The organism is Croceitalea sp. MTPC6, assembly GCF_036985525.1.
Taxonomy (GTDB): domain Bacteria; phylum Bacteroidota; class Bacteroidia; order Flavobacteriales; family Flavobacteriaceae; genus Croceitalea.
Map to the genome: position 1 here is coordinate 57,742 of NZ_BTGR01000009.1, position 19,848 is coordinate 77,589.

Sequence of the window (19,848 nt, forward strand, 5' to 3'; positions counted from 1 at the left end):
ATGAAACTGAAGAAAGGGCAACTTTCGGACATTATTTGGATTGTAGCTATCTTACTTTTTTTGTTCACACCGATAGGGTTTCATGCAAGAGTGCAGATTGCCCGTTTATTTTCTTTTTCGCCTAAAATTGAAAATCAAGATGAATACCAAAAAGTAACCCATTTTAATTGGAATCTTGTAGACTTAAATGGAGAAAGATTAGAAATTTCGTTGGAAAATGATGATGTTTTGGTAATAAATTTTTGGGCTACTTGGTGCCCTCCTTGTATTGCCGAAATGCCTAGTCTGGTCAGTCTTCATAGTGATTATGGAAACCGTGTAAAATTTATTTTTTTAGCAAGGGATGAAAAAGACGAGGTAAATAAATATTTAGCAAAAAGGGAATATGAAATTCCTGTATTTTTTGAGATTGGCCAGTCTCCCGATGCGATAACCACTTCGAGTCTGCCAACTACTTATATTATTGACAAGAAAGAAAATATTGTATTAAAGTAAGTTGGAGCGGCGGATTGGAATTCAGTTAAAGTAAGGTCTCTATTAGATTCATTAATTACTACACCCTAGATTATTTTTTAAAATATTTAAAGGGGACAACGAGCATCCCAAAACATTCTCCGTCTTTTTTGCCCAAATGTTTGTGATGTATCTTATGGGCTCTTCTTACACCTTTTGCATACCAATTATTGGCATTTCTAAACATTTTAAAGCGTTGGTGTATAAAGATATCATGAACCATAAAATATGCTATACCATATGCTAGAATGCCAAAGCCCAAAGGCCATCCATACCAAAAACTTGTCTCTGCACCTAAATAGAAGCAGACCATACTTACCACAGCATAGAAAATAAAGAACGCATCGTTTCTTTCAAACCAAGAGTCGTGGTCTTTTTTGTGGTGATCTTTATGAAGACTCCATAAAAACCCATGCATAACATACTTGTGGGTAAACCATGCCATAAATTCCATAATAGAAAAAGTACCCAAGAAAATAATGATTCCAAGAAAGATTTTCATTTTAGACCAATTGTAATTTGTAGTTAACGTATGATTTTGCCAAGAGACCAAACTTTTGATAATTGGGGACTCTTATTCTTGTATTTTTGATTTCTAGGGGCGGTGTATTCTGTAGTTTCTGTAAGAGCTTAATATAATATTTGTAAGCAGTGTATACGCCAAATTTGGCTTCGGAGGGTAGCTTTACAATTCCAGAATACCCTAGCTGAAAATCTGCTTTGATTTCGTCTACTATACGTTTTTTTGAGGCTTCATCCAGCTCCAATAAATTTGTGTTCGGAAAATATGAACGCTCCAAAAGCTCATAGTCGGCTTTTAAATCACGTAAAAAATTTACTTTTTGAAAAGCAGAGCCAAGTGCCATCGCAGAGTCTTTAAGATTTTCATACTTTGCTTCATCTCCATTTACAAAAACACAAAGGCACATTAGACCTACAACATCTGCAGAACCATAGATGTATTCTTTATATTCCGCTGTAGTTTTATATTCTTTTTTCCTTAAGTCCATTCGCATGCTTTTCATGAAAGAGGCAATCAAATGATGGGGAATCCCATATTTATGATAGGTATGCTGAAAAGAGTTTAAAATGGGGTTTAAGCTTATTTTTTCTTTGAGTGCTTTCTCGAGTTCTGTTTCAAAATCATTAAAAAGAACTTCTTTGTCATAATCATGAAAGGTATCTACGATTTCATCGGCAAAACGAACAAAACCATATATGTTGTATATGTCACCTCTAATTCTTGTAGCAAGCATTTTGGTTGCCAATGTAAATGATGTGCTGTAAGATTCGGTCACTAACTTACTACAGCTGTAGGATACATTATCAAAAATGGCTTTCATTTTTCTAGTGTTTGTTGATAATTAAATCGGCAACTAACTTACCAGAAATTAGGGCAGGTGGTACACCTGGTCCTGGGACGGTAAGTTGACCGGTAAAAAACAAATTCTTTACTTTTTTACTTTTCAAATTAGGTCTTAAAAAAGCGGTTTGACTCAATGTATTTGCCATACCGTAAGCATTACCTTTGTAAGAGTTGTACTCTTTGATAAAGTCTTTTACACAAAAGCTTTCCTTAAATATAATGCTATTTTTTACGTCTTGTCTAGTGAGTTTTTCAAATCTATCAATAATTATATCAAAATATTGGTTTCTTAAAACTGGGGTGTCTTCTAGGTTTGTCGCAATCGGAATAAGGAAAAATCCTGTTTCACAGTCAGTTGGAGCCATACTCTTATCGGAAACAGATGGAAAGTTTGCATAGAATAAAGGTTTGCTAGGCCATTTAGGATTATCATATATTTCCTCGGCATGTTTTTCAAAATCTGTATCAAAAAAGAGATTGTGATGGTTTACATTGTCCAATTTTTTATTAAAACCAACATAAAATAAGAGAGAGGAGGGCGCATAGGTCTTTTTATCCCAGTATTTTTCTGAATACTGTCTATATTCTTTGTCTAAAAGCGTTTCTGAATGATGATAATCCGCTCCACTAATTACTTTATCAGAATGGAAGGCTTTGCCATTAACAATTACTCCAGTTGCATTTCCATCCGCAACGAGTATTTTTTCTACAGGACTGTTCGTATGAATTATGACCCCCAACTCTTTAGCAAGACTTTGCATAGCTTTAATGACCTCATACATTCCTCCTTTAGGATGCCATGTGCCTAAACCAAAGTCTGCAAAGTTCATAAAGCTATAAAAAGAGGGTGTATTACTTGGTTTAGCGCCTAAAAACAAAACTGGAAATTCTAAGGTTGAAATAAGTTTTGGATTTTTAAAACGTTTTCTAACTTCCTGACTAATAGTTTTAAAAAATTGGTCTACTCTTAATACCGTATCTTTAGTTACTAATTCTAAAGGGGAAAGACCAGGTTTTAAAACTATCTTATTGATAGCAATATCGTAGTTGGTCTGGGCTTTGGAAATAAAACTTTTTAAATGAACTGCACTACCTGTTTCTATGCGTTCAAACTCTTCACAAATTTTGTCCATACAATCCCCAATGGTGATGGTATCGTCAGCAAAAAAGATTTTATATGCCGGATTTAGTTTTTCCAGTTCATAGTAGTCAGATGGCTTTTTTTCAAATTCATTAAAGAATTTCTCAAAAATATCTGGCATCCAATACCAACTTGGTCCCATATCAAAAGTATAGCCATTTTTAACAAGCTGCCTGGCCCGTCCACCAACAGTAGAACCCTTTTCGAAAATTGAAACCTTGTAGCCATTTTTGGCAAGGTGACATGCAGCAGATAAGGATGAAAAACCAGAACCTATTATTGAGATATTCTCCATGATTTGGGGTAACTAGACTTAGATTGAGCTTGTCAATCGTTCAATAGAGCTAAATGTTTTGATGTAATCAGGCAAACCAGATTGGCTTATATGTTGTATTTGATGCCCAAGAATCCATAATTTGGAATTACTGGTATCTCTTAAATTATCGGCAAACTCAGAAATATATTTTTGGATATTATCCTTGGTTGGCGAAACTGTAAAATAAGAAATAAAGTATAGGTTTTCATAATATTTTAATAAGTCAACTAGGCTATCAACAGGCATACTTTGCCCAAGATATATAGATTTGTACCCTCTTAAAACGATTTCATAATTCAAGTAAAGTAAGCCTAGCTCATGAATTTCGTTTTCTGGTAAAAACAAAGCAAATACTTTGTCTTTATTGGTAGGTTCTATAATTTGAAGCTTCTCCGTATGAATAAATATCTTTTGCTTGATTAAATGGGTTATAAAATGCTCGTGAGAAGGGCTGATTGTATCAGTTTGCCATAGAAGTCCCAACTCATTGAGCAAGGGAATAAAAACCTCATTAAATATTTCCCTAAAAGACCTTTCATTCAAGAGGCTGTTATATGTACTAAAGAACAGACTTTGATCAAAATTTATCATGGCCAGTTTAAAAGCATTGATGGCGTGGCTTTTTTCACTGTTTTTAGCAACAATCTCTCTAACAATTACTGGTATCTCGTTTTCTTGGATGCGTGCAATCTTGGAAATTTTATAGCCATTATTGTATAATAAGGTAATGTTTAAGAGTTTTTGTAGGCTCTTTAAACTATATGTTCTGATGTTTGTGGTTGTTCTTTCTGGGTTTAACAAATTGTATCGTTTTTCCCAAATACGAATGGTATGTGCCTTAATTCCGGATAGATTTTCCAAATCCCGAATGCTAAAATGCTTCTTTACGTTGTTCATTAATTTTGAATAATCGTTAAACAAATTTACGATTAATATAATGCGAAGTTCAAAAACTGTCGTTAAAATTTACGAAAGCGCGTGGATATTGAGAAAATGCATGGTTCTAAAGAACTAATTTCTAAGTAAAATTAAAACCCCTGTTAAAAACAGGGGTTAAGTACCCACGACTGGAGTCGAACCAGCACGTTCTTGCGAACACTACCCCCTCAAGGTAGCGTGTCTACCAATTCCACCACGTGGGTTTGTCATTAGGAGGGAGCAAAAATAACAAAATACCTTTAGCAGCAACAGTAATTTTTTTGCAATAGTATGTAAATATGGTTCAAGTGTGAAAGGTCAAAGCTTGTAGAACAATATAAAAAACCGGTCTAAAGCCATAACGACTAATAGACCGGTTACCCAACCAACTAACCAAATTTTATTATTTCATGGCATATGTAACATAGATAGTAGCATATTCTTCGTAACCATTATGATAACTGTTCCAGATTGCATTTTGTGTCGAAGTATCGGTAACAGAAATAATATCACCTAATTTTTTATTTATTGCCTTACAAATTCGAAGCGCATTCTCTTTAGAATTTACCAAAGCTTCTTTTAACAGCTTTTCTCGCTGTTCAGCATCAATTACTGACTTAAATTGATATTGTACTGTCACGCCTGTCATCTTTATTTGGGCAAGCTTTTTTATCTTCTCTTCCGATGTGGTTTCGAGTTCAAAAACAGTACCTTCTCTTTGGTAACCATAGGCAATAAACTCCATTTTTTTCTCAACTAATTCATTGGGGTCCACACCATATGTCTCTAGTTCTTTAAAGTATTTATCTTTTAAGTCTTCTAGGCTTTTACAAGTTGGGTCAGAATAATACAGTTGTTCCATATTAAGTGATATTTTAGCCTTGTAGAGTGTGGTTTTTCTCTCCACTAGGGATTTTCCAGATACAGAAACCGTATTGCTTTGAACTTCTTTATTTTGTGCTTGAACCCAAAATGAGCTTAACAATAATAGTATTAGATATATTTTTTTCATGACTTTGATGTTTTAAAAATTATGCGATTGTAAATAGGAAAGAAGCAGCAATCATCCAAATGCCCACAACAATACCCAGGATACCAAGTTTACCTTGTTTGGGTGCAATCTTGCTTCTTAGTTCGGCGGCTTTTTCTTTTGCTTTTTCGTTTTTTCCTAGAAAGAGCTTGTTCATTAATCCAAAGCCTAGCATAAACCCTAATGTTGCTTCAACTACGCTTCCCGCTAATAAAGTGATCCACCAAATGGGTGCAGTGGTTAACCAACCAATATTTAAGATACTGGTAACAATTCCCCAAACGCCCCAAAAACAAAAAACTAGACCTATCCAGCCTTGGTAAGGTTCTATTTTTTCTAATAATTCTTTTGCATTGGGTTTTTTTGATAATACCAAAGATGGTACTGCAATGATGCTTAACAATACCAAAGTAATTCCGTAAATCATAATAAGAGTTTTTAATTATTTATGGAACAAATTTGGACAGATTTGAGCTTAGAAACAGCCCTATTTATGGTAGAAATGATATCCCTGAAAACAGGGATTTAACCATACTGATTTATTTAAAAAAATGTGAATAGTACTATTCTTCAACTAACCCCAATTTGATGGCATATTTTGTGAGACCTGCTAAATTCCTAACCTCAAGTTTAGAAATTAGATTCTTTCGGTAGCTTTCTATTGTATGCTTGCTTAAGAAAAGTGTATCGGCAATTTCTTGCGTGGTATGCTCTTGGGCTATTAATTTTAATACTTCTTTTTCTCTTTTGGAGAGCAAATCTATTAAGGATTGTTCATTTGAGAACATGCCTTTTAAATATACATCCTTTATGCTTTGAGAGAAATATTTATTACCCTTTAATATGGTTTTTATAGCTTCTAGGAGCTCTTCTTTTTCAGCATTTTTTGGTACATATCCATCAACATTATCCTTTGTAAGTGTTTGTACGGTCATAGAATCATGCAGCATACTAACAACAAGAGTCTTTGTTTTAGGATGTAGTTTTTTAATGTGCTTGTTAAGTTCAATTCCATTCAAATCTGGCATATTTACATCAGTAATAACCAAATCAATAGGTTCTTTGTTGTTATTTATATCCAAGTATTTGGCCACATTTTTACCAGTATTGGCGGTAAGCACAATATCATATTCACTTTTTTGCGCAAGTATGCTCAAAAGCCCATCTAAAAACATCTTATGGTCATCGGCTATTATCAATCTGTACTTTTCCACTATTTAATTTTTTAAGGGAATATTTATGTTAATTACTGTCCCTCTTTTAAGGGCACTATCGAGCAAAAGTTTTCCGTTTAGAGTATTTAACCTATTCTCTATATTCTGTAAACCTATTCCTTTTCTTAAATTTTTTACTTCAAATCCCTTTCCGTTGTCTTCAAAAATTAACTGTAAAACTGTATCATGAATATTTAGGTGTACCTCAATGGTGGTCGCATTTGCATGTTTTATGGTATTGGTAAAAAGCTCTTGTAGTATCTGATAAATTTCAACTCTTAGTTTTTCAGACAAATCATTTATTTGCTCTTTAGGGTGTGCAGAAAAAGTGATTTCAATTTCAGTGTTTTTCTGAAGTTGAAAAATATAGTTTTCAATAATGTGGACGAACGCCTCTTGATTAAATTTTTTGGGAACTAAATCATGAGAGATTTCCCTGACCATCTCATAAGTCTCATTAACTTGGTTGATAACCTCTTTCTGAAACTTTTTACTACCTTTTAAATTGGCCAGTTGTAATTTTATACCAGCTAGATTTCCACCTATGCTATCGTGTAATTGCTTTGCTATCCTATGCCGTTCTTCTTGTTGGGCATCTAGTGAAGTACGAATTAATTCTAGTTCTTGTGCATTTAGTAAAGCTGCTATTTTCTGTGAGTTAAGTTCTTCTTGTTGATTGTTTAGCATACTTTGGGTTTGTAGTTTTTGATAATAGACAAACAAAAGTGCTACAATAGGTATCAACAGGGCCAAAAACCCATATAAGAAGGCTTTTTTTATCGTTTTTTGCCGCTCAATTTCATTTTGCTTGGATAGCTGTTCTTCCTTTAACTCATATATCTGGTTTTCTTTTTCTAAAGTTTGATACTTGATTTCTATCTCTTTTATCACTTTACTATTCTGTTGCCTTATAATTTGGTTTGAGACAGAATTATATTGGGTCATTAAATTATAGGCGTTTTCGAAATCACCTTTTGCCTGATAGGTTAACCGTAAACTATTGATTATTTTCTTTTGAAGTTCCAACCTGTTCCACTGTATGGCATTGGTATAAGCTGTGGCGAGGACCATCTCTGCTATTTGATATTGCTCAAGTTTGGCACAAATCTTTCCATATTCCAATACAGCTTCTGTGTAAACATCAAAGTAGCTGTTTTCTAATGCAATGCCCATTATGGACTCATAAATACCAAATGCTATATTATTTTTATCTTCTTTTGCCGCTAATCTTCCTAGATAAAGTTGAATCCATTGATTTATTTTAGATGACTCTTCTTCCAACTTTGATTGCGCCTCGTTATAATGTTCTTTGGCAAGGGGTAAATCATCTTTATCAAAAGCAATTACCCCTAGGTAGAAGTTAGCCTTTACATATATCCCATTATCAATTGTATTAGCTAAAAGCTTAGTGAATATAGAACTGGCATTGGTTAAATCCCCTTTTTGTAGATAGACTTCTCCTAGGCCCAATTTTATAATGTCCGTTTCATCTGTGATTTTCAATTCTTTTGTGAGTTCAAGTGCCTCTAAGTAAGTCTTTAAGGATTCATCAAATAAACCGTTCAAAAATTTACCTTTCCCTAAAAGAAAATATGCCTTTACTTTATATAGCTGAGCCTCTTTTGTGCCAAGCTTTGGCTTTAAGTATAATTCTTTGATTTGGTTCCCATACTTAATAACAGAATCTACATCTCCAGCTTTAAGGTGTTCCTCTCCAATTCTGTAAAGTAAATCTAACTTTTGGTTAGTGTTTGTGGAATTGAATAAAGCTTTATATAATGAATCATTAACACTCTTTGGGGTTTTACCGTAGGCGTGGAATCGAATATTTTCTTGGGAACTTACACTAAATAGGGACACGAACATTATCAAAAAAGTGATAAGAAATGACGAAGTCGTTACTGTACGGTCCATAAATATGAGCTACTTTCAAAGAGCTAAAAATAAGATATTTCAATAAGGGAACACACCCGGTTTACCGAGAGTTTTTATAAAGCTGAATAATATTTTGTGGGGAAATAAAAACCCGAAACATATCGTTTCGGGTTTTAAAGGTGGTGACCTGACTGGGGCTTGAAAATAAGACCCAATAATTTGATTTTCAAAAAGTTAAAATTATTATTTTGAATATGTACACCGAATTGCTCACTTATTCAAAATCTTATATCAAATGAACTTATTTACTTGCGTTTTTGATTAAATAGAATTGATATTGTAAATATAGGTTTTACTTACCTATTTTTCCAATTGATTACATTTTCTCTGATATTTATCATCTTTTTGCAATTTCCACAAACTTATCTTTAATCATAGAGAGAAAAAATTAACATACCTGAAATCTTGGTATTCTATTATTGTATATAACATTCTCATGGAATTCATCGATTATTATAAAATACTAGGAATTTCTAAAAAAGCTAGTGATGCAGATATCAAAAAAGCATACCGTAAACTGGCTAGAAAACACCATCCCGACCTTAATCCAAATGATGCCAAGGCAGAAAAAAAGTTTAAGCAGATCAATGAGGCCAATGAGGTGTTGAGTGACCCAGAGAAACGAAAAAAATATGATGAATATGGTAAAGACTGGCAACATGCTGAGGAATTTGAAAAACAAAAAAGAGCCCAACGCCAGCGTAATTCAGGCTTTGGCCGATATACTTATTCTGAGGGGCAATCGGCTAGAGATTTTTCCGATTTTTTTGAAAGTATGTTCGGTGGAGCAGGGTTTGGTTCATCACAACGTAATTTAAAATTTCGTGGACAGGATTATAATGCGGAGCTACAATTAACTTTGACTGATACCCTCAATACACATAAACAGACGCTAACTATTGATAACAAAAATATTCGCATAACTGTTCCTGCAGGAATACAAGACGGGCAGACCATTAGAATAACCGGGCATGGTGGTCCGGGTGTAAATAACGGACCCATGGGTGACCTATATTTAACTTTTAAAATTCTGAACAATACAAGTTTTACATGTGAGAATGCTAACCTTTATAAGACTTTGGAAATTCCATTGACCACTGCCATTCTAGGTGGGGAAATAACGACTGATACCTTAAATGGAAAAGTAAAATTAAAAGTGAAACCGGGAACACAAAATGGATCTAAGGTTAAACTTAGAGGAAAAGGATTGCCCAAGTATAAAAAAGAGGGGCAATTTGGTGATCTCTTTGTTACTTATCAAATTAAAATACCTACTAAGCTTACGACAAAACAAAAAGAGCTTTTTAAAGAATTGACAGCAACACAATTGTAGATCATGGAAGAACATTTAATACCTATTAGCGATTTCTGTCAGGGATACGAAATTGAGGTGTCCTTTATTATGGGGTTGCAGGAATATGAATTAATTGAACTCAAAACTATTAAGAACGATTATTTTCTAGCTATAGAAGAACTTCCTAAAGTTGAAAGAATGGTGCGCTTGTACCAAGAACTAAATATTAATAGGGAAGGTATTGAGGCCATTTACCATTTATTGGAACGGACCGAATTAATGCGCGAAGAATTATTCTTGCTCAAACAAAGATTAAAAAGGTACGAAGGAATTTAATTTTAATAATCTACTTTACAATTCTACCCTTTGCACAACTCACATAAGACTTGGCTTTTCTACCAAGATTGTTTTGTTTACCCACTATTGGATAGCCCAATTTGGTTAGTATATTTTTAGCTTTTTTTAATGTGGCTGGCGTATCGTAATTGAGCGAGACCGTACTGTTTTCTACATCTACTATAATACCTTGAACACCTTTTTCAGCATTAAGCTTTTTTATGATAATAGCTTCACAACCGCCACACTTCAAATTTTGTATTTCCACTGTTTTTTGCACCATCACGGTTTTGTCTTAAAAGTAATTGCTTCGTGCAGTAAAGAATATGATCTTAATCATATTGGTTTCAGTTTTTCTAGTGAATTCCCATTTTATGGAGTATGACCATGGTCATTTTTAACCATTGCGGTCTCCTTTATATTTGATTCATTCTCTGGAAATTCTAGTAAGACTATGACAATAGCTACAGAAATGGTCAACAAGACCAAGTTTTTTTTCATCCAAATTGGGGACCTTTCTTATTTTGCAGGACGTTTCTTTAGAGAAGTTTTAAAACCTCCTTTTGAATTAAAAGAATTGATGCGCCAGTGTTATCAAATGGGTGTACGCTCCTTGTTTTTAGTGGGGTTAACAGGCTTTATAATCGGTTTGGTTTTGACGCTACAATCGAGACCAACACTTATCGAATTTGGAGCGGTTTCTTGGATGCCCAATATGGTAGGAATATCCATTGTACGCGAAATAGGTCCTGTAATCACTGCGCTTATTTGCGCAGGGCGTATTGCTTCCGGAATAGGAGCGGAACTGGGATCTATGCGGGTTACCGAACAAATAGATGCCATGGAAGTCTCAGGTACCAATCCCTTTAAATATTTAGTGGTAACAAGAATTTTAGCTACTACCTTGATGTTGCCATTACTGGTGATTTTTGGAGATTTAATTGCATTATACGGATCTGCTTTAGTGGAAAACCTAAAGGGGAATGTCTCTTTTCAACTTTATTTTAATACTGTTTTTGATGCACTGTCCTTTGGGGATTTAATTCCAGCCACCATAAAATCGTTCTTTTTTGGCTTTGTTATCGGGCTTGTAGGATGTTATAAGGGCTATTTCAGTAAAAAGGGAACCGCTGGTGTTGGCCTTGCAGCAAATACTGCAGTTGTAATGGCATCTCTGTTGTTGTTCATTGTCGATTTTATAGCGGTTTTTGTCTCAGATATTTTTTATGAATTATGAAAGCGCTTGAAGAAAACATAGCGATTGCTGGAGCTACTGAAAAAGATGTAGTCATTAAAATACAGGACTTATTTAAAAGTTTTGGTGAAAATCATGTGCTCAATGGTTTTAACATGACGCTTCATAAAGGCGAGAACCTAGTGGTTATGGGTAAATCTGGTTCAGGAAAATCTGTGATGATTAAATGTTTAGTTGGCTTGATGGCCCCAGATAGCGGTTATGTTGAGGTTTTAGGTCATGAAATAAGCAAGCTTGATCAAAAATCTTTGGATGAATTACGGTCAGATATTGGTTTTCTGTTTCAAGGAAGTGCACTTTATGATTCCATGACAGTACGCGAGAATCTAGAATTCCCCATGCGACGGCATAAAGAGAAATTGGGTGTGATTAAAGACACTACACCCTTGGTGTTTGAAGCTTTGGAGAACGTAGGTTTGTCACATACCATGGATTTAATGCCCGCCGAACTTTCGGGGGGCATGAAAAGACGGGTTGCTCTAGCTCGTACCATCATTTTAAAACCAAAAGTGATATTTTATGATGAGCCAACGAGTGGTTTGGACCCTATCACTTCAAAAGAAATAATTGAACTAATGCGTTCCATCCAAAAGAAATACGGTACTTCTTCACTTATCATTACACATGATGTGGACTGTGCACGTGTAATTTCTGAGCGGATGATTCTATTGGTAGACGGTATCAATTATGCAGAAGGAACTTTTGCAGAACTTTCAGCATCTAACAATCCAAAAGTAGAAGCGTTTTTTAAAAAATAGAATCATGGCAAAAACAACAATGGAAAATTTGAAATTAGGCGTTTTTGTGCTCTTAGGAACGCTACTATTGCTTATAGCCGCTTATCTCATAGGTAATCGCCAGAACATGTTCACCAAAAACTTTACGGTAACAGCGGTTTTTAAGAATGCCAACGGACTCCAAAATGGTAATAACGTACGTTTTTCCGGTATAAATGTTGGAACGGTAAATAGAATAAAGATGATCAATGATACTACTATTTATGTTTTCATGGTTATTGAGGATAATATGCGAAATCATATTAAAAAGGATGCCGTAGCCATGATAGGTTCCGATGGTTTGGTAGGGAGCATGCTTATCAATATTGTTCCGGGAGAGGGCAATGTACCCTTTGTTGAAGAAGGTGATGAATTAAATTCGTACAGCAAGATAGCAACCCAAGATATGCTTAGCACGCTGAACGTGACCAATGAAAATGCAGCATTGTTAACGGCAGACCTTTTGGCAGTTACGCAATCCTTAATCAATGGTAAGGGCACTTTTGGTAGATTACTTAATGATACTATTATGGCCAACGATTTGCAGCAGACAATCACCAATCTAAAATATGCAAGTACTAATGCAAATTCAATTATTTCTGAGCTTGATAAGAAAATCAAGGATATTGATTTTGACCAAAGTGTTGCCGGGGTATTATTATCTGACTCCTTTTCTGCTGAAAAAATGCGAAGTATTATCCTACATCTTGAAAATTCGAGCAGTGAACTGGATAAGATGACCAAAGATTTAACTGCTGTAACAGGGGAAATTAGGGATGGAAAAGGTGCTGTCAACTATTTGGCAACAGATACCATTCTAGTCAATCAATTAGAAAACACAATGAAAAATATAGACCAGGGCATGGAGCGTTTTAATGAAAATATGGAGGCCTTAAAACATAACTTTTTAACGAGGGGCTATTTTAGGAAACAAGAAAAGCAAAAAAAGAAAGAGGGAAAAGAAAAAGACTAGGAACTCTTCAACTTTTTTTCGGTTTAATGTACTTGTTTATTATTCTAGTTCGTGGTATCGAAAAGTGTCAATATACCTATCAATAAAGCGATCGTAATTGCAATGATAATGATTCCCAAGAGCCATCTTTCCATTTTAACTTGAAATTTTGAGTCTCTGTTTTTTTTCATTTTTACAATTTAGTTTTTATGTTCGGTGATCCGCAATAGCAGATTTAAACGCTCAAAAATTTGTTCAGTGAAAAGCGGTATATCTTCAATTATGGATTCTCCCGTAATCGCGTCCACTTCCTCCATCTTATAATTGCCCTGTCCTGAAGTGGTAAGTACCACTATTTTATACGCACTACTTTTTGTTCGTTCAATAAATGATTTTACTTCCATAGGAGGCTTCCAGTTTTCCCATGTATGGATTAACAAAAGAGCTTTAAAATCATCAGGATTTATTTGATCAAGATTTCCTATATCAATAACCTTTATAAATACAGCGTCTGATTTGTAATGATTAATTACAGCATCCGTAACCCTGTCCTTAAAAACACTTCCTTGCGTAGCAATCAATAGGCTTTTTTCAAGGTTGGCAGAATTAACCTCATAAGGCTCGACAACATCCATAGCGTATTTTATGTTGTACCAAACGGCAAAAAGTAAAAGGACAACAATCAGTCCAAGGATAATCAGAAGTATTTTCTTAAGCGCTTTCATAATCCTATTTTTTATGCTTTGCTGAATGATGTTTTAATAACTCTTTTAACCCATTCAAATATTCCTGAAGTATTTTTTCATCTAGATTTGGGTGAGCCATAGTGGGAACAGTAATCGGATTTTTATCTAAAAATCGATATAATTCAGGATAGTCGCTTTCCATTATGCTAGTTAGTTTTATGATTTGCGACAGGGTATCCTTTGCATCGTTCATGGAAATGATTTTACGAGTCGAAGATATTGGCCAATTGTTCACTATCAATAATGTACTCGGTAATAACGAATACTTCTTTTCGGTTTTTCCGAAAGGCTTTTACAAACTGTGCCATTTCCTCTTCAAGGTGTTCATGTTCAGTTTTTATGATCCCAGCATCTGCTTTATTGGAATCTTCCACCAGATAGCCCAGTTGAATGATGTGTTTTCCAATTTTTTCAATCAAATCCTTTACTTGAGAGCCTAGTTTTAATAGGCCAAAGTTTAATTCTTTAACTAAATCGATGTTTTTAGGTTTAGTAATCCACAAGAAATATTTATCAATCAAATAATGTAGAAAACGGAGGTCATCTCTATAGAATTCAAGATCGGATTTCCAATGTTGGGTAAGTACATAGAGTTCGTCCCATGGGCCATCTTTTAAAAAATCAATTTCCTGACTATATGTTTGGTCACGCATAACGAAAGGTTTTAAGTTGCTGACCATAAATGTAAAAGAGTCAAAAGCCATTAAAAATGATTAAAATCATGTATACGTATATGTGGATGACATTTATCATTTTAAACTTCTCAACATCTATGTAGCTTCATTCTGAGATTTTAAGAGCTATACCATGAAAACTATTCTTTATGCGACGGACTGTTCCAAAAATTCAGTCGCAGCTTTAAAGTTTGCAAACTTTCTTTCTGAAAAATTTGATTCGACATTGGTGGTCATGCATGTTTTTGATGTGCCCATATCACTGGCAAGTCCGGTATCGGTCAGCTATATGAAGAAGGAAAAAAGATTGTTTGTAGAACATAGGGCTAAATTAAAAGCATTCTGTGCAGAACATTTAGGGGAATCGTCGTTGCAAGGAACCAATATAAGTTTTGTTGTTGATGAAGACGGTTCTGTAGTGGATGGTATTCTTGAAAATGCCATTAGATTTAGCGTGGACCTAATTGTAGTAGGAACAAAAGGGCAAAGCCCGGTAAAAGAGTTTTTGTTGGGAAGCACTACAAAATCTTTGATTAAAACGGTAAGCTGTCCCATTATAGCAGTACCAGAAGTTTACAGAGTCGGTAAATTAAAAACCTTTACCTATGCCACTGACTTTGAACAGGCTGATATTTTCGCAATCAGGAAATTGGTGAAGATTGCCCAGGTGTTTGATGCAAAGATTAGAATCTTACATATTACCACAAAAAAAGAATATGCTGGAGATCAACAAATGGAATGGTTTAAAGAGATGCTTCAGCAAAAGGTGGTTTATGAAAAAATTGATTACGATATAATTTTCTCTGACACTATTTTAAAAGAATTACAATGGTATTTGCAAGAAACCAATGTTGATGTTTTGGTAATGCTGGAGAGAAGTAAAGACAATATTCTTGAAAGATATCTTCAGCAGGATTTAGTTCAAAAAATGGTAAAGGAGATAAATGTTCCCTTGCTTTGCTATAAGGAAGAAAATCAATAGAATCATGAAGCATGGATAACTTCTAAAAATTTGCCCATTCTTCATGTAGATCATCCTATGGGCATGATGTAAGTCATTTTCTTTGTTTTTTTAAGTTACTACGTTTGTTTATTCAATTAGCTATGATAGTTGGTCAAATCCTTAATATAAAACAACAACTTATGTCTAATAAAAATAATACTTTGTTCGGCCTGTGGAATGGTTTAATAGTACCCATCTTAATAGGTGTAACCTTACTGGTGTGTAGTTGCAATGAGCAAGCACGCGGATTTGCCTTGCCCACTGGTGACATCGAAAAAGGAAAAGCTGCCTACAAAAGATTGGACTGTGCCTCATGTCATAATATTTCAGGTATTGCATGGAAAGGAGGAAGCGATAGTCTCAAAATACAGTTGGGTGGGCAGGTACCTTCCAAGAAATCCTATGGCGAACTGGTCACTTCGGTTATAAATCCTTCCCACAAAATTGCCCCAGGCTATGACCAAAAATTTACTACCCAAGGGGATTTTTCAAAGATGGATAATTACAATTACATCATGACCGTACAAGAACTTGTAGATTTAGTCACTTTTCTTCAATCTGAATATCAAGTAGAAACTCCTACAACGAACTATTATCCCTATTATTGAGTAGTTTATAGGTGCGTAAAAGTCTGGAGAACTTTTTAAGAAGCCGGTTTTATCCCAAGACCCGCCCATCCTCCATTTGGATAATCCTATCTGTACGTTTGGCAAAATCTTCGTCATGGGTGACTACCAGCAAGGACAATCCTTCTTCCTCTTTCAGGCGTTTAAAAATACTGAACACGTTTTCGGAGTTATGACTATCTAGGTTTCCCGTTGGTTCATCACCCATAAGAATAGTTGGATTATTAATTAGTGCTCGAGCTATTGCCACGCGTTGTTTTTCACCTCCTGATATTCTTGAGGCCCGTTGTTTGGCCAAATGGTCAATATGTAACATTTTTAATTTTTCCATGCCATCATGCTCAATTTCTTTATGTGATTTTTCGGCCAGCTTTTTGGCGGGCAACATCACATTTTCCAGCACACTGAATTCCGATAATAAATAATGGAACTGGAACACAAAACCAATATGTTTGTTACGTATATGTGATAGTTCTTGGTGAGGTTTCCCAGTTACTAATTCATTATTTAGGTAAAGTTCACCGGTATAATTGGTATCCATAGTGGAAAGTATGTAGAGCAAGGTAGATTTTCCGCAACCCGATTTACCCATAATAGAGGCAAACTCCCCTTCTTTTATTCCAAAGGAAATATCCTTTAGTACATGAAAATCCTTGGGCTTTAAAAAGTGTTTGTTTATGTTTTTAGTTTCTAAAACAAGTTCCATACCCTATTTTTAGGTCCCTCTAATAATCCGTACCGGATCTATTCTTTTTGCTTTGTTCGATGGCAAATAACCTGCAATAAAGGTTGAGATTAGAGCAAACACAATCCCAATAATATAATACCACACATTAAAATTAACTGGATAGGTGGTTATGGTGGGTAAGGCTTCCGTATCAAAAGGTGCTTGATCAATGAGTTTTGAAAGTATAAAACCAATGAACAATCCTAAAATGCCCCCAACCGCACCGATTATCATTGCCTGGCTCATAAAAATAAGCCGCACATCGCGTCCTGAAAATCCGGTTGCCTTTAATATGGCAATGTCTTTCATTTTTTCATAAATGAGCATATTTAGAATGTTGTAAATGCCAAATCCTGCAACGACCAATAAAGTGATTGAAACTGCATAGGTAATTAGATTCCTGATATTGGAACCCGTTTCAAATTGAGCATTGGCCTCATTAATATCGGTTGCTTTAATATCAAATTGCTGTTCTAGTCTATTTGCCATGGATTCGGCCTTGGTAATATCAAAGAGCTTTACATTAATGTCGGTTACATAGTTTTCCGCTTCACCCAAAATTCGCTGTACGGTACTTAAGTTCGTATAACTCTGAATATTGTCTATTTCAGCAATACCGCTTTGATAAATACCTACTATTTTCAGCGGAAATACACTACCCGTAATCGTGCTGACCTGTACACGTTCTCCAACCGATAACGACATTTTTTCTGCAAGACCAGCACCTAGTAAAATACCATTATCATTGTTTTTTAGTGCTTCTGGGGTCCCCTCTACAATATTATCTTGAATGTTGGAAAGGCGTACTGTTTCCATAATATCTACCCCTGAAAGGTTACCGCCAAGTTCTATGGAGCCAGATAGGTAAAATATCTGAGCATTGGTTTCTGGGGTAGCTCCTTTTACGTTTAGGTCTTTTCTTAAATAAGAGATAATGGGTAAGGCATTATGTATTTTCTTTTGGCTCTGCTTAGGTTTTACAGAGTGAACAACATTTAACGCATCCTCAAAACCGGTATAGAGACTTATGGGTTGGTTTTTTGAAGGCTCTATTTCATTGTAGATGTGAATATGCGGGGTTTGATTTAGCACTAAATCATCCAACATCTGATTCAACCCTGTCATAAAACTGACCAAAGTAATGTAGGCCCCAATGCCAAAAGTAACCCCCAGCGCAGCGGTAACTGTGCTTTTCATCTTGGTCAACAGATGTGTCTTGGCGATATTCAGAATCACTTTCCAGTTAATCATCCCTTGGGTTTTAGAATGTAAGTGTTTGCATCAATTCCTTCAAGGATTTCTACTTGGTCCAGATTTTGAAGTCCAGTTTTCACTTCTTTTTCTCCACCTTCCGTAAGCACTTTATGGTTGTCGATGAGGTAGGCCTTGGGAATGGTGATGACCCCGCCTTTTTCCGCTATAATGATATTGCCTTCCCCTGCTAATCCTGGATACAATACTTTCGGTGCATTTTTAAAAACAGCCTCTACAGTAAATGTTTGCGAGCGTTCATCCTTTAGGGGATAAATTTTTCTGATTTTAGCTTCAAAAACTTCCTGACCATATGCATCAAGGGTAATCAAGGTTTTCTGGCCTTCTTGTAGTTTTACGATATCAACTTCATCCACCAACATTTCAATGACAAAATTGGTAGCACTCCCAACAGATGCCAAAGGTTCCATAGTGGTCACAATTTCCCCCGGTTCTTTTAGTAGGGCATAGACTTTTCCATTAACTTTACTAGTAACAGTAAAATCTTTTGTTGAAACTAGGGCTGCCTTATAATTATTACTAGCTTGTTGTACCTGGGTCGAAAGTTCATTTTTTGTGCGTTCGTATTTGTTATTGAGTAGTCGTAAATTGTTTTGTGAAAGTTCATAGGCCAGTTTACGGTTATCAAACTCCACTTTGGAGCCAATTCGTTGGTCCCATAACCGCTTTTGACGAGAAAAATTGATAGAATCGTTTTTAAACGATAGCGTTGCTGCCCGTATTTCATCTTCCAAAGAACTCAACATTGTAGAACTCCCATTGTAGTTTTCTTGTGCTAGTTGCAGTGCCAAACGAGCATTGTCGGTATTTAATTTTGGTGCGGTATTAATAATCTGTAGTAAGGGGGTTCCCTTTTGTACTGTATCACCTTCTTCCACTAGGTTGTTGTCCAGAATTCCTGCTACTGCTGCATATACTTGATATAGGCTATCTGGTTGCACTGTGACCGAAGAGTAGACCGATTCCGTCAGTTTAGTTTTTGATGGGAGTATCTTTTCTTGAGGATCTTTACAAGAAAGAATTAGGACAAGACCAAAAAATAAGGAAAGAAACTTCATCGTAAAGATTTGCTTTGCTGTCAAAATAAGTCAATACCTCTCCCAAATAATATGAGCAATGTCATACTTTGAGTTATGGAAAGGGGATAATTTTGATTAGATATGATTTCAGATTCTTCTGAAGAATGGAGTAACCTCTACATAATCACTAAAGATAAAGCATGAAAGATTTGACCAAAGATGAATGTATAGTATTACTTACCAATAATTATATTGGGCGTTTAGCCTTTATTTCAATGGGCAGCCCAGATATTCTTCCCATTACCTATTACTATGATGCAGATACGCATAGCATTATTACTTATTCTGGTGAAGGTGGAAAAATAGAAGCTATGCGAAAGAATGGATCAGTTTCCTTTCAAGTTGATGAAATTACTGCACTTGATAAATGGAAATCAGTACTCTTATATGGTGAATATGAAGAAATGGGTGGTATAGATGCAAAGCATTTACTTCATAAATTTTATGAAGGCGTAAAAGAGGCAGTACTAAAAAAAGATAATGCCACTCCTCATTTTATAGTTGATTTTTCAAGTAAAGTAGATACAGATAAGATACCCATAGTATACCGTATCAATATTTCAATGATAAAAGGGAAGCAAAGAGATTAATAGTCCTATAGGGATTTAGTCTTTATTTTTCCCAAATTGATATTCGTAAAGGGAACAAGAATCCTATAACTTTACATACTATAAC

At 35.1% G+C, this 19,848-nt stretch carries 25 protein-coding genes and 1 tRNA gene; 9 read left to right on the forward strand and 17 right to left on the reverse strand.

Annotation, left to right across the window (positions count from 1 at the left end):
- Nucleotides 1–495 carry a TlpA family protein disulfide reductase gene (locus tag AACP56_RS15130; protein ID WP_339337777.1) on the forward strand — a complete coding sequence of 165 codons (495 nt, stop codon included), beginning with the start codon at nucleotides 1–3 and terminating at the stop codon, nucleotides 493–495.
- A 70-nt stretch (nucleotides 496–565) separates the two neighbouring features.
- Here AACP56_RS15130 and AACP56_RS15135 read toward each other — a convergent pair whose 3' ends face one another.
- The 9 genes from AACP56_RS15135 to AACP56_RS15175 form a co-directional block, all read right to left on the reverse strand.
- On the reverse strand, nucleotides 566–1,015 hold the full coding sequence (locus AACP56_RS15135; RefSeq protein ID WP_339337779.1) for a beta-carotene hydroxylase: 450 nt from the start codon (nucleotides 1,013–1,015) through the stop codon (nucleotides 566–568).
- Between the two features lies 1 nt (nucleotide 1,016).
- Nucleotides 1,017–1,856 carry a phytoene/squalene synthase family protein gene (locus AACP56_RS15140; RefSeq protein ID WP_339337781.1) on the reverse strand — a complete coding sequence of 280 codons (840 nt, stop codon included), beginning with the start codon at nucleotides 1,854–1,856 and terminating at the stop codon, nucleotides 1,017–1,019.
- A 4-nt stretch (nucleotides 1,857–1,860) separates the two neighbouring features.
- Nucleotides 1,861–3,315: a phytoene desaturase family protein gene (locus tag AACP56_RS15145; RefSeq protein ID WP_339337783.1), complete on the reverse strand. Its 1,455-nt coding sequence runs from the start codon at nucleotides 3,313–3,315 to the stop codon at nucleotides 1,861–1,863.
- Between the two features lie 18 nt (nucleotides 3,316–3,333).
- Nucleotides 3,334–4,233, reverse strand: a complete 900-nt coding sequence (locus tag AACP56_RS15150; protein ID WP_339337785.1) for a MerR family transcriptional regulator — start codon at nucleotides 4,231–4,233, stop codon at nucleotides 3,334–3,336.
- A gap of 161 nt (nucleotides 4,234–4,394) precedes the next feature.
- Nucleotides 4,395–4,478, reverse strand: a tRNA-Leu gene (locus tag AACP56_RS15155).
- A 179-nt stretch (nucleotides 4,479–4,657) separates the two neighbouring features.
- A complete protein-coding gene (locus AACP56_RS15160) occupies nucleotides 4,658–5,266 on the reverse strand; it encodes an SIMPL domain-containing protein (RefSeq protein WP_339337787.1) in 609 nt (202 codons plus the stop codon).
- Between the two features lie 19 nt (nucleotides 5,267–5,285).
- Entirely contained in the window at nucleotides 5,286–5,711 is a 426-nt protein-coding gene (locus tag AACP56_RS15165) for a hypothetical protein (RefSeq protein WP_339337789.1), read from the reverse strand.
- Between the two features lie 136 nt (nucleotides 5,712–5,847).
- Nucleotides 5,848–6,498: a response regulator transcription factor gene (locus AACP56_RS15170; protein ID WP_339337791.1), complete on the reverse strand. Its 651-nt coding sequence runs from the start codon at nucleotides 6,496–6,498 to the stop codon at nucleotides 5,848–5,850.
- A gap of 3 nt (nucleotides 6,499–6,501) precedes the next feature.
- Nucleotides 6,502–8,412, reverse strand: coding sequence for a tetratricopeptide repeat-containing sensor histidine kinase (locus tag AACP56_RS15175; RefSeq protein WP_339337793.1), 1,911 nt, complete (start codon nucleotides 8,410–8,412; stop codon nucleotides 6,502–6,504).
- A 457-nt stretch (nucleotides 8,413–8,869) separates the two neighbouring features.
- Here AACP56_RS15175 and AACP56_RS15180 point away from each other — a divergent pair, with 457 nt between their 5' ends.
- Both AACP56_RS15180 and AACP56_RS15185 read left to right on the forward strand, forming a co-directional pair.
- Complete coding sequence (locus AACP56_RS15180; protein ID WP_339337795.1) at nucleotides 8,870–9,766, forward strand: J domain-containing protein; 897 nt, start codon at nucleotides 8,870–8,872, stop codon at nucleotides 9,764–9,766.
- Between the two features lie 3 nt (nucleotides 9,767–9,769).
- Nucleotides 9,770–10,063, forward strand: a complete 294-nt coding sequence (locus AACP56_RS15185; RefSeq protein WP_339337797.1) for a chaperone modulator CbpM — start codon at nucleotides 9,770–9,772, stop codon at nucleotides 10,061–10,063.
- 10 nt (nucleotides 10,064–10,073) lie between these two features.
- On the opposite strand, the gene AACP56_RS15190 is transcribed toward AACP56_RS15185, so the two are convergent.
- Nucleotides 10,074–10,343 (reverse strand): heavy-metal-associated domain-containing protein, encoded by a 270-nt coding sequence (locus AACP56_RS15190; RefSeq protein ID WP_339337799.1) that lies wholly within the window; start codon nucleotides 10,341–10,343, stop codon nucleotides 10,074–10,076.
- Nucleotides 10,344–10,517: 174 nt separating this feature from the next.
- Between AACP56_RS15190 and AACP56_RS15195 the strand changes: the two genes are divergently transcribed.
- From AACP56_RS15195 to AACP56_RS15205, 3 genes are read left to right on the forward strand one after another with little or no spacing between them, the layout of a single operon-like run.
- A complete protein-coding gene (locus AACP56_RS15195) occupies nucleotides 10,518–11,300 on the forward strand; it encodes an MlaE family ABC transporter permease (RefSeq protein WP_339337801.1) in 783 nt (260 codons plus the stop codon).
- Nucleotides 11,297–12,076 carry an ABC transporter ATP-binding protein gene (locus AACP56_RS15200; RefSeq protein ID WP_339337803.1) on the forward strand — a complete coding sequence of 260 codons (780 nt, stop codon included), beginning with the start codon at nucleotides 11,297–11,299 and terminating at the stop codon, nucleotides 12,074–12,076. Before AACP56_RS15195 ends, AACP56_RS15200 begins: the two co-directional genes overlap by 4 nt.
- 4 nt (nucleotides 12,077–12,080) lie before the next feature.
- Complete coding sequence (locus tag AACP56_RS15205) at nucleotides 12,081–13,067, forward strand: MlaD family protein (protein ID WP_339337805.1); 987 nt, start codon at nucleotides 12,081–12,083, stop codon at nucleotides 13,065–13,067.
- Nucleotides 13,068–13,111: 44 nt separating this feature from the next.
- On the opposite strand, the gene AACP56_RS15210 is transcribed toward AACP56_RS15205, so the two are convergent.
- Genes AACP56_RS15210 through AACP56_RS15225 form a run of 4 tightly spaced genes read right to left on the reverse strand, consistent with a single transcriptional unit; the run spans nucleotide 13,112 to nucleotide 14,445 of the window.
- On the reverse strand, nucleotides 13,112–13,237 hold the full coding sequence (locus AACP56_RS15210; RefSeq protein WP_339337807.1) for a hypothetical protein: 126 nt from the start codon (nucleotides 13,235–13,237) through the stop codon (nucleotides 13,112–13,114).
- A 9-nt stretch (nucleotides 13,238–13,246) separates the two neighbouring features.
- Entirely contained in the window at nucleotides 13,247–13,771 is a 525-nt protein-coding gene (locus AACP56_RS15215; RefSeq protein WP_339337809.1) for a hypothetical protein, read from the reverse strand.
- 4 nt (nucleotides 13,772–13,775) lie between these two features.
- Entirely contained in the window at nucleotides 13,776–13,985 is a 210-nt protein-coding gene (locus tag AACP56_RS15220; protein WP_339337811.1) for a hypothetical protein, read from the reverse strand.
- A gap of 10 nt (nucleotides 13,986–13,995) precedes the next feature.
- The gene (locus tag AACP56_RS15225) at nucleotides 13,996–14,445 is read right to left on the reverse strand and encodes a hypothetical protein (protein ID WP_339337813.1); all 450 of its coding nucleotides are present in this window, start codon (nucleotides 14,443–14,445) and stop codon (nucleotides 13,996–13,998) included.
- Between the two features lie 154 nt (nucleotides 14,446–14,599).
- Here AACP56_RS15225 and AACP56_RS15230 point away from each other — a divergent pair, with 154 nt between their 5' ends.
- Together AACP56_RS15230 and AACP56_RS15235 are read left to right on the forward strand one after the other, a co-directional pair.
- Nucleotides 14,600–15,448: a universal stress protein gene (locus tag AACP56_RS15230; RefSeq protein ID WP_339337815.1), complete on the forward strand. Its 849-nt coding sequence runs from the start codon at nucleotides 14,600–14,602 to the stop codon at nucleotides 15,446–15,448.
- A gap of 161 nt (nucleotides 15,449–15,609) precedes the next feature.
- Nucleotides 15,610–16,077 (forward strand): cytochrome c, encoded by a 468-nt coding sequence (locus AACP56_RS15235; RefSeq protein WP_339337817.1) that lies wholly within the window; start codon nucleotides 15,610–15,612, stop codon nucleotides 16,075–16,077.
- 49 nt (nucleotides 16,078–16,126) lie between these two features.
- Here the strand turns inward: AACP56_RS15235 and AACP56_RS15240 are convergent, their stop codons facing one another.
- From AACP56_RS15240 to AACP56_RS15250, 3 genes are read right to left on the reverse strand one after another with little or no spacing between them, the layout of a single operon-like run.
- On the reverse strand, nucleotides 16,127–16,801 hold the full coding sequence (locus AACP56_RS15240; RefSeq protein WP_339337819.1) for an ABC transporter ATP-binding protein: 675 nt from the start codon (nucleotides 16,799–16,801) through the stop codon (nucleotides 16,127–16,129).
- 9 nt (nucleotides 16,802–16,810) lie between these two features.
- The gene (locus AACP56_RS15245) at nucleotides 16,811–18,073 is read right to left on the reverse strand and encodes an ABC transporter permease (RefSeq protein WP_339337821.1); all 1,263 of its coding nucleotides are present in this window, start codon (nucleotides 18,071–18,073) and stop codon (nucleotides 16,811–16,813) included.
- Nucleotides 18,070–19,152 (reverse strand): efflux RND transporter periplasmic adaptor subunit, encoded by a 1,083-nt coding sequence (locus AACP56_RS15250; RefSeq protein ID WP_339337823.1) that lies wholly within the window; start codon nucleotides 19,150–19,152, stop codon nucleotides 18,070–18,072. The genes AACP56_RS15245 and AACP56_RS15250 overlap by 4 nt, the downstream gene beginning before the upstream one ends.
- A 161-nt stretch (nucleotides 19,153–19,313) precedes the next feature.
- Between AACP56_RS15250 and AACP56_RS15255 the strand changes: the two genes are divergently transcribed.
- On the forward strand, nucleotides 19,314–19,763 hold the full coding sequence (locus tag AACP56_RS15255; protein WP_339337825.1) for a pyridoxamine 5'-phosphate oxidase family protein: 450 nt from the start codon (nucleotides 19,314–19,316) through the stop codon (nucleotides 19,761–19,763).
- Nucleotides 19,764–19,848 lie beyond the last annotated feature (85 nt).

What these genes read in the sequence shown, in the direction of transcription:
- AACP56_RS15130 (WP_339337777.1), top strand. Translation starts at nt 1, where the DNA reads ATGAAACTGAAGAAAGGGCAACTTTCGGACATTATTTGGATTGTAGCT.
- AACP56_RS15135 (WP_339337779.1), bottom strand. Translation starts at nt 1,015, where the DNA reads ATGAAAATCTTTCTTGGAATCATTATTTTCTTGGGTACTTTTTCTATT.
- AACP56_RS15140 (WP_339337781.1), bottom strand. Translation starts at nt 1,856, where the DNA reads ATGAAAGCCATTTTTGATAATGTATCCTACAGCTGTAGTAAGTTAGTG.
- AACP56_RS15145 (WP_339337783.1), bottom strand. Translation starts at nt 3,315, where the DNA reads ATGGAGAATATCTCAATAATAGGTTCTGGTTTTTCATCCTTATCTGCT.
- AACP56_RS15150 (WP_339337785.1), bottom strand. Translation starts at nt 4,233, where the DNA reads ATGAACAACGTAAAGAAGCATTTTAGCATTCGGGATTTGGAAAATCTA.
- AACP56_RS15160 (WP_339337787.1), bottom strand. Translation starts at nt 5,266, where the DNA reads ATGAAAAAAATATATCTAATACTATTATTGTTAAGCTCATTTTGGGTT.
- AACP56_RS15165 (WP_339337789.1), bottom strand. Translation starts at nt 5,711, where the DNA reads ATGATTTACGGAATTACTTTGGTATTGTTAAGCATCATTGCAGTACCA.
- AACP56_RS15175 (WP_339337793.1), bottom strand. Translation starts at nt 8,412, where the DNA reads ATGGACCGTACAGTAACGACTTCGTCATTTCTTATCACTTTTTTGATA.
- AACP56_RS15180 (WP_339337795.1), top strand. Translation starts at nt 8,870, where the DNA reads ATGGAATTCATCGATTATTATAAAATACTAGGAATTTCTAAAAAAGCT.
- AACP56_RS15185 (WP_339337797.1), top strand. Translation starts at nt 9,770, where the DNA reads ATGGAAGAACATTTAATACCTATTAGCGATTTCTGTCAGGGATACGAA.
- AACP56_RS15195 (WP_339337801.1), top strand. Translation starts at nt 10,518, where the DNA reads ATGACAATAGCTACAGAAATGGTCAACAAGACCAAGTTTTTTTTCATC.
- AACP56_RS15200 (WP_339337803.1), top strand. Translation starts at nt 11,297, where the DNA reads ATGAAAGCGCTTGAAGAAAACATAGCGATTGCTGGAGCTACTGAAAAA.
- AACP56_RS15205 (WP_339337805.1), top strand. Translation starts at nt 12,081, where the DNA reads ATGGCAAAAACAACAATGGAAAATTTGAAATTAGGCGTTTTTGTGCTC.
- AACP56_RS15210 (WP_339337807.1), bottom strand. Translation starts at nt 13,237, where the DNA reads ATGAAAAAAAACAGAGACTCAAAATTTCAAGTTAAAATGGAAAGATGG.
- AACP56_RS15215 (WP_339337809.1), bottom strand. Translation starts at nt 13,771, where the DNA reads ATGAAAGCGCTTAAGAAAATACTTCTGATTATCCTTGGACTGATTGTT.
- AACP56_RS15220 (WP_339337811.1), bottom strand. Translation starts at nt 13,985, where the DNA reads ATGAACGATGCAAAGGATACCCTGTCGCAAATCATAAAACTAACTAGC.
- AACP56_RS15225 (WP_339337813.1), bottom strand. Translation starts at nt 14,445, where the DNA reads ATGCGTGACCAAACATATAGTCAGGAAATTGATTTTTTAAAAGATGGC.
- AACP56_RS15230 (WP_339337815.1), top strand. Translation starts at nt 14,600, where the DNA reads ATGAAAACTATTCTTTATGCGACGGACTGTTCCAAAAATTCAGTCGCA.
- AACP56_RS15235 (WP_339337817.1), top strand. Translation starts at nt 15,610, where the DNA reads ATGTCTAATAAAAATAATACTTTGTTCGGCCTGTGGAATGGTTTAATA.
- AACP56_RS15240 (WP_339337819.1), bottom strand. Translation starts at nt 16,801, where the DNA reads ATGGAACTTGTTTTAGAAACTAAAAACATAAACAAACACTTTTTAAAG.
- AACP56_RS15245 (WP_339337821.1), bottom strand. Translation starts at nt 18,073, where the DNA reads ATGATTAACTGGAAAGTGATTCTGAATATCGCCAAGACACATCTGTTG.
- AACP56_RS15250 (WP_339337823.1), bottom strand. Translation starts at nt 19,152, where the DNA reads ATGAAGTTTCTTTCCTTATTTTTTGGTCTTGTCCTAATTCTTTCTTGT.
- AACP56_RS15255 (WP_339337825.1), top strand. Translation starts at nt 19,314, where the DNA reads ATGAAAGATTTGACCAAAGATGAATGTATAGTATTACTTACCAATAAT.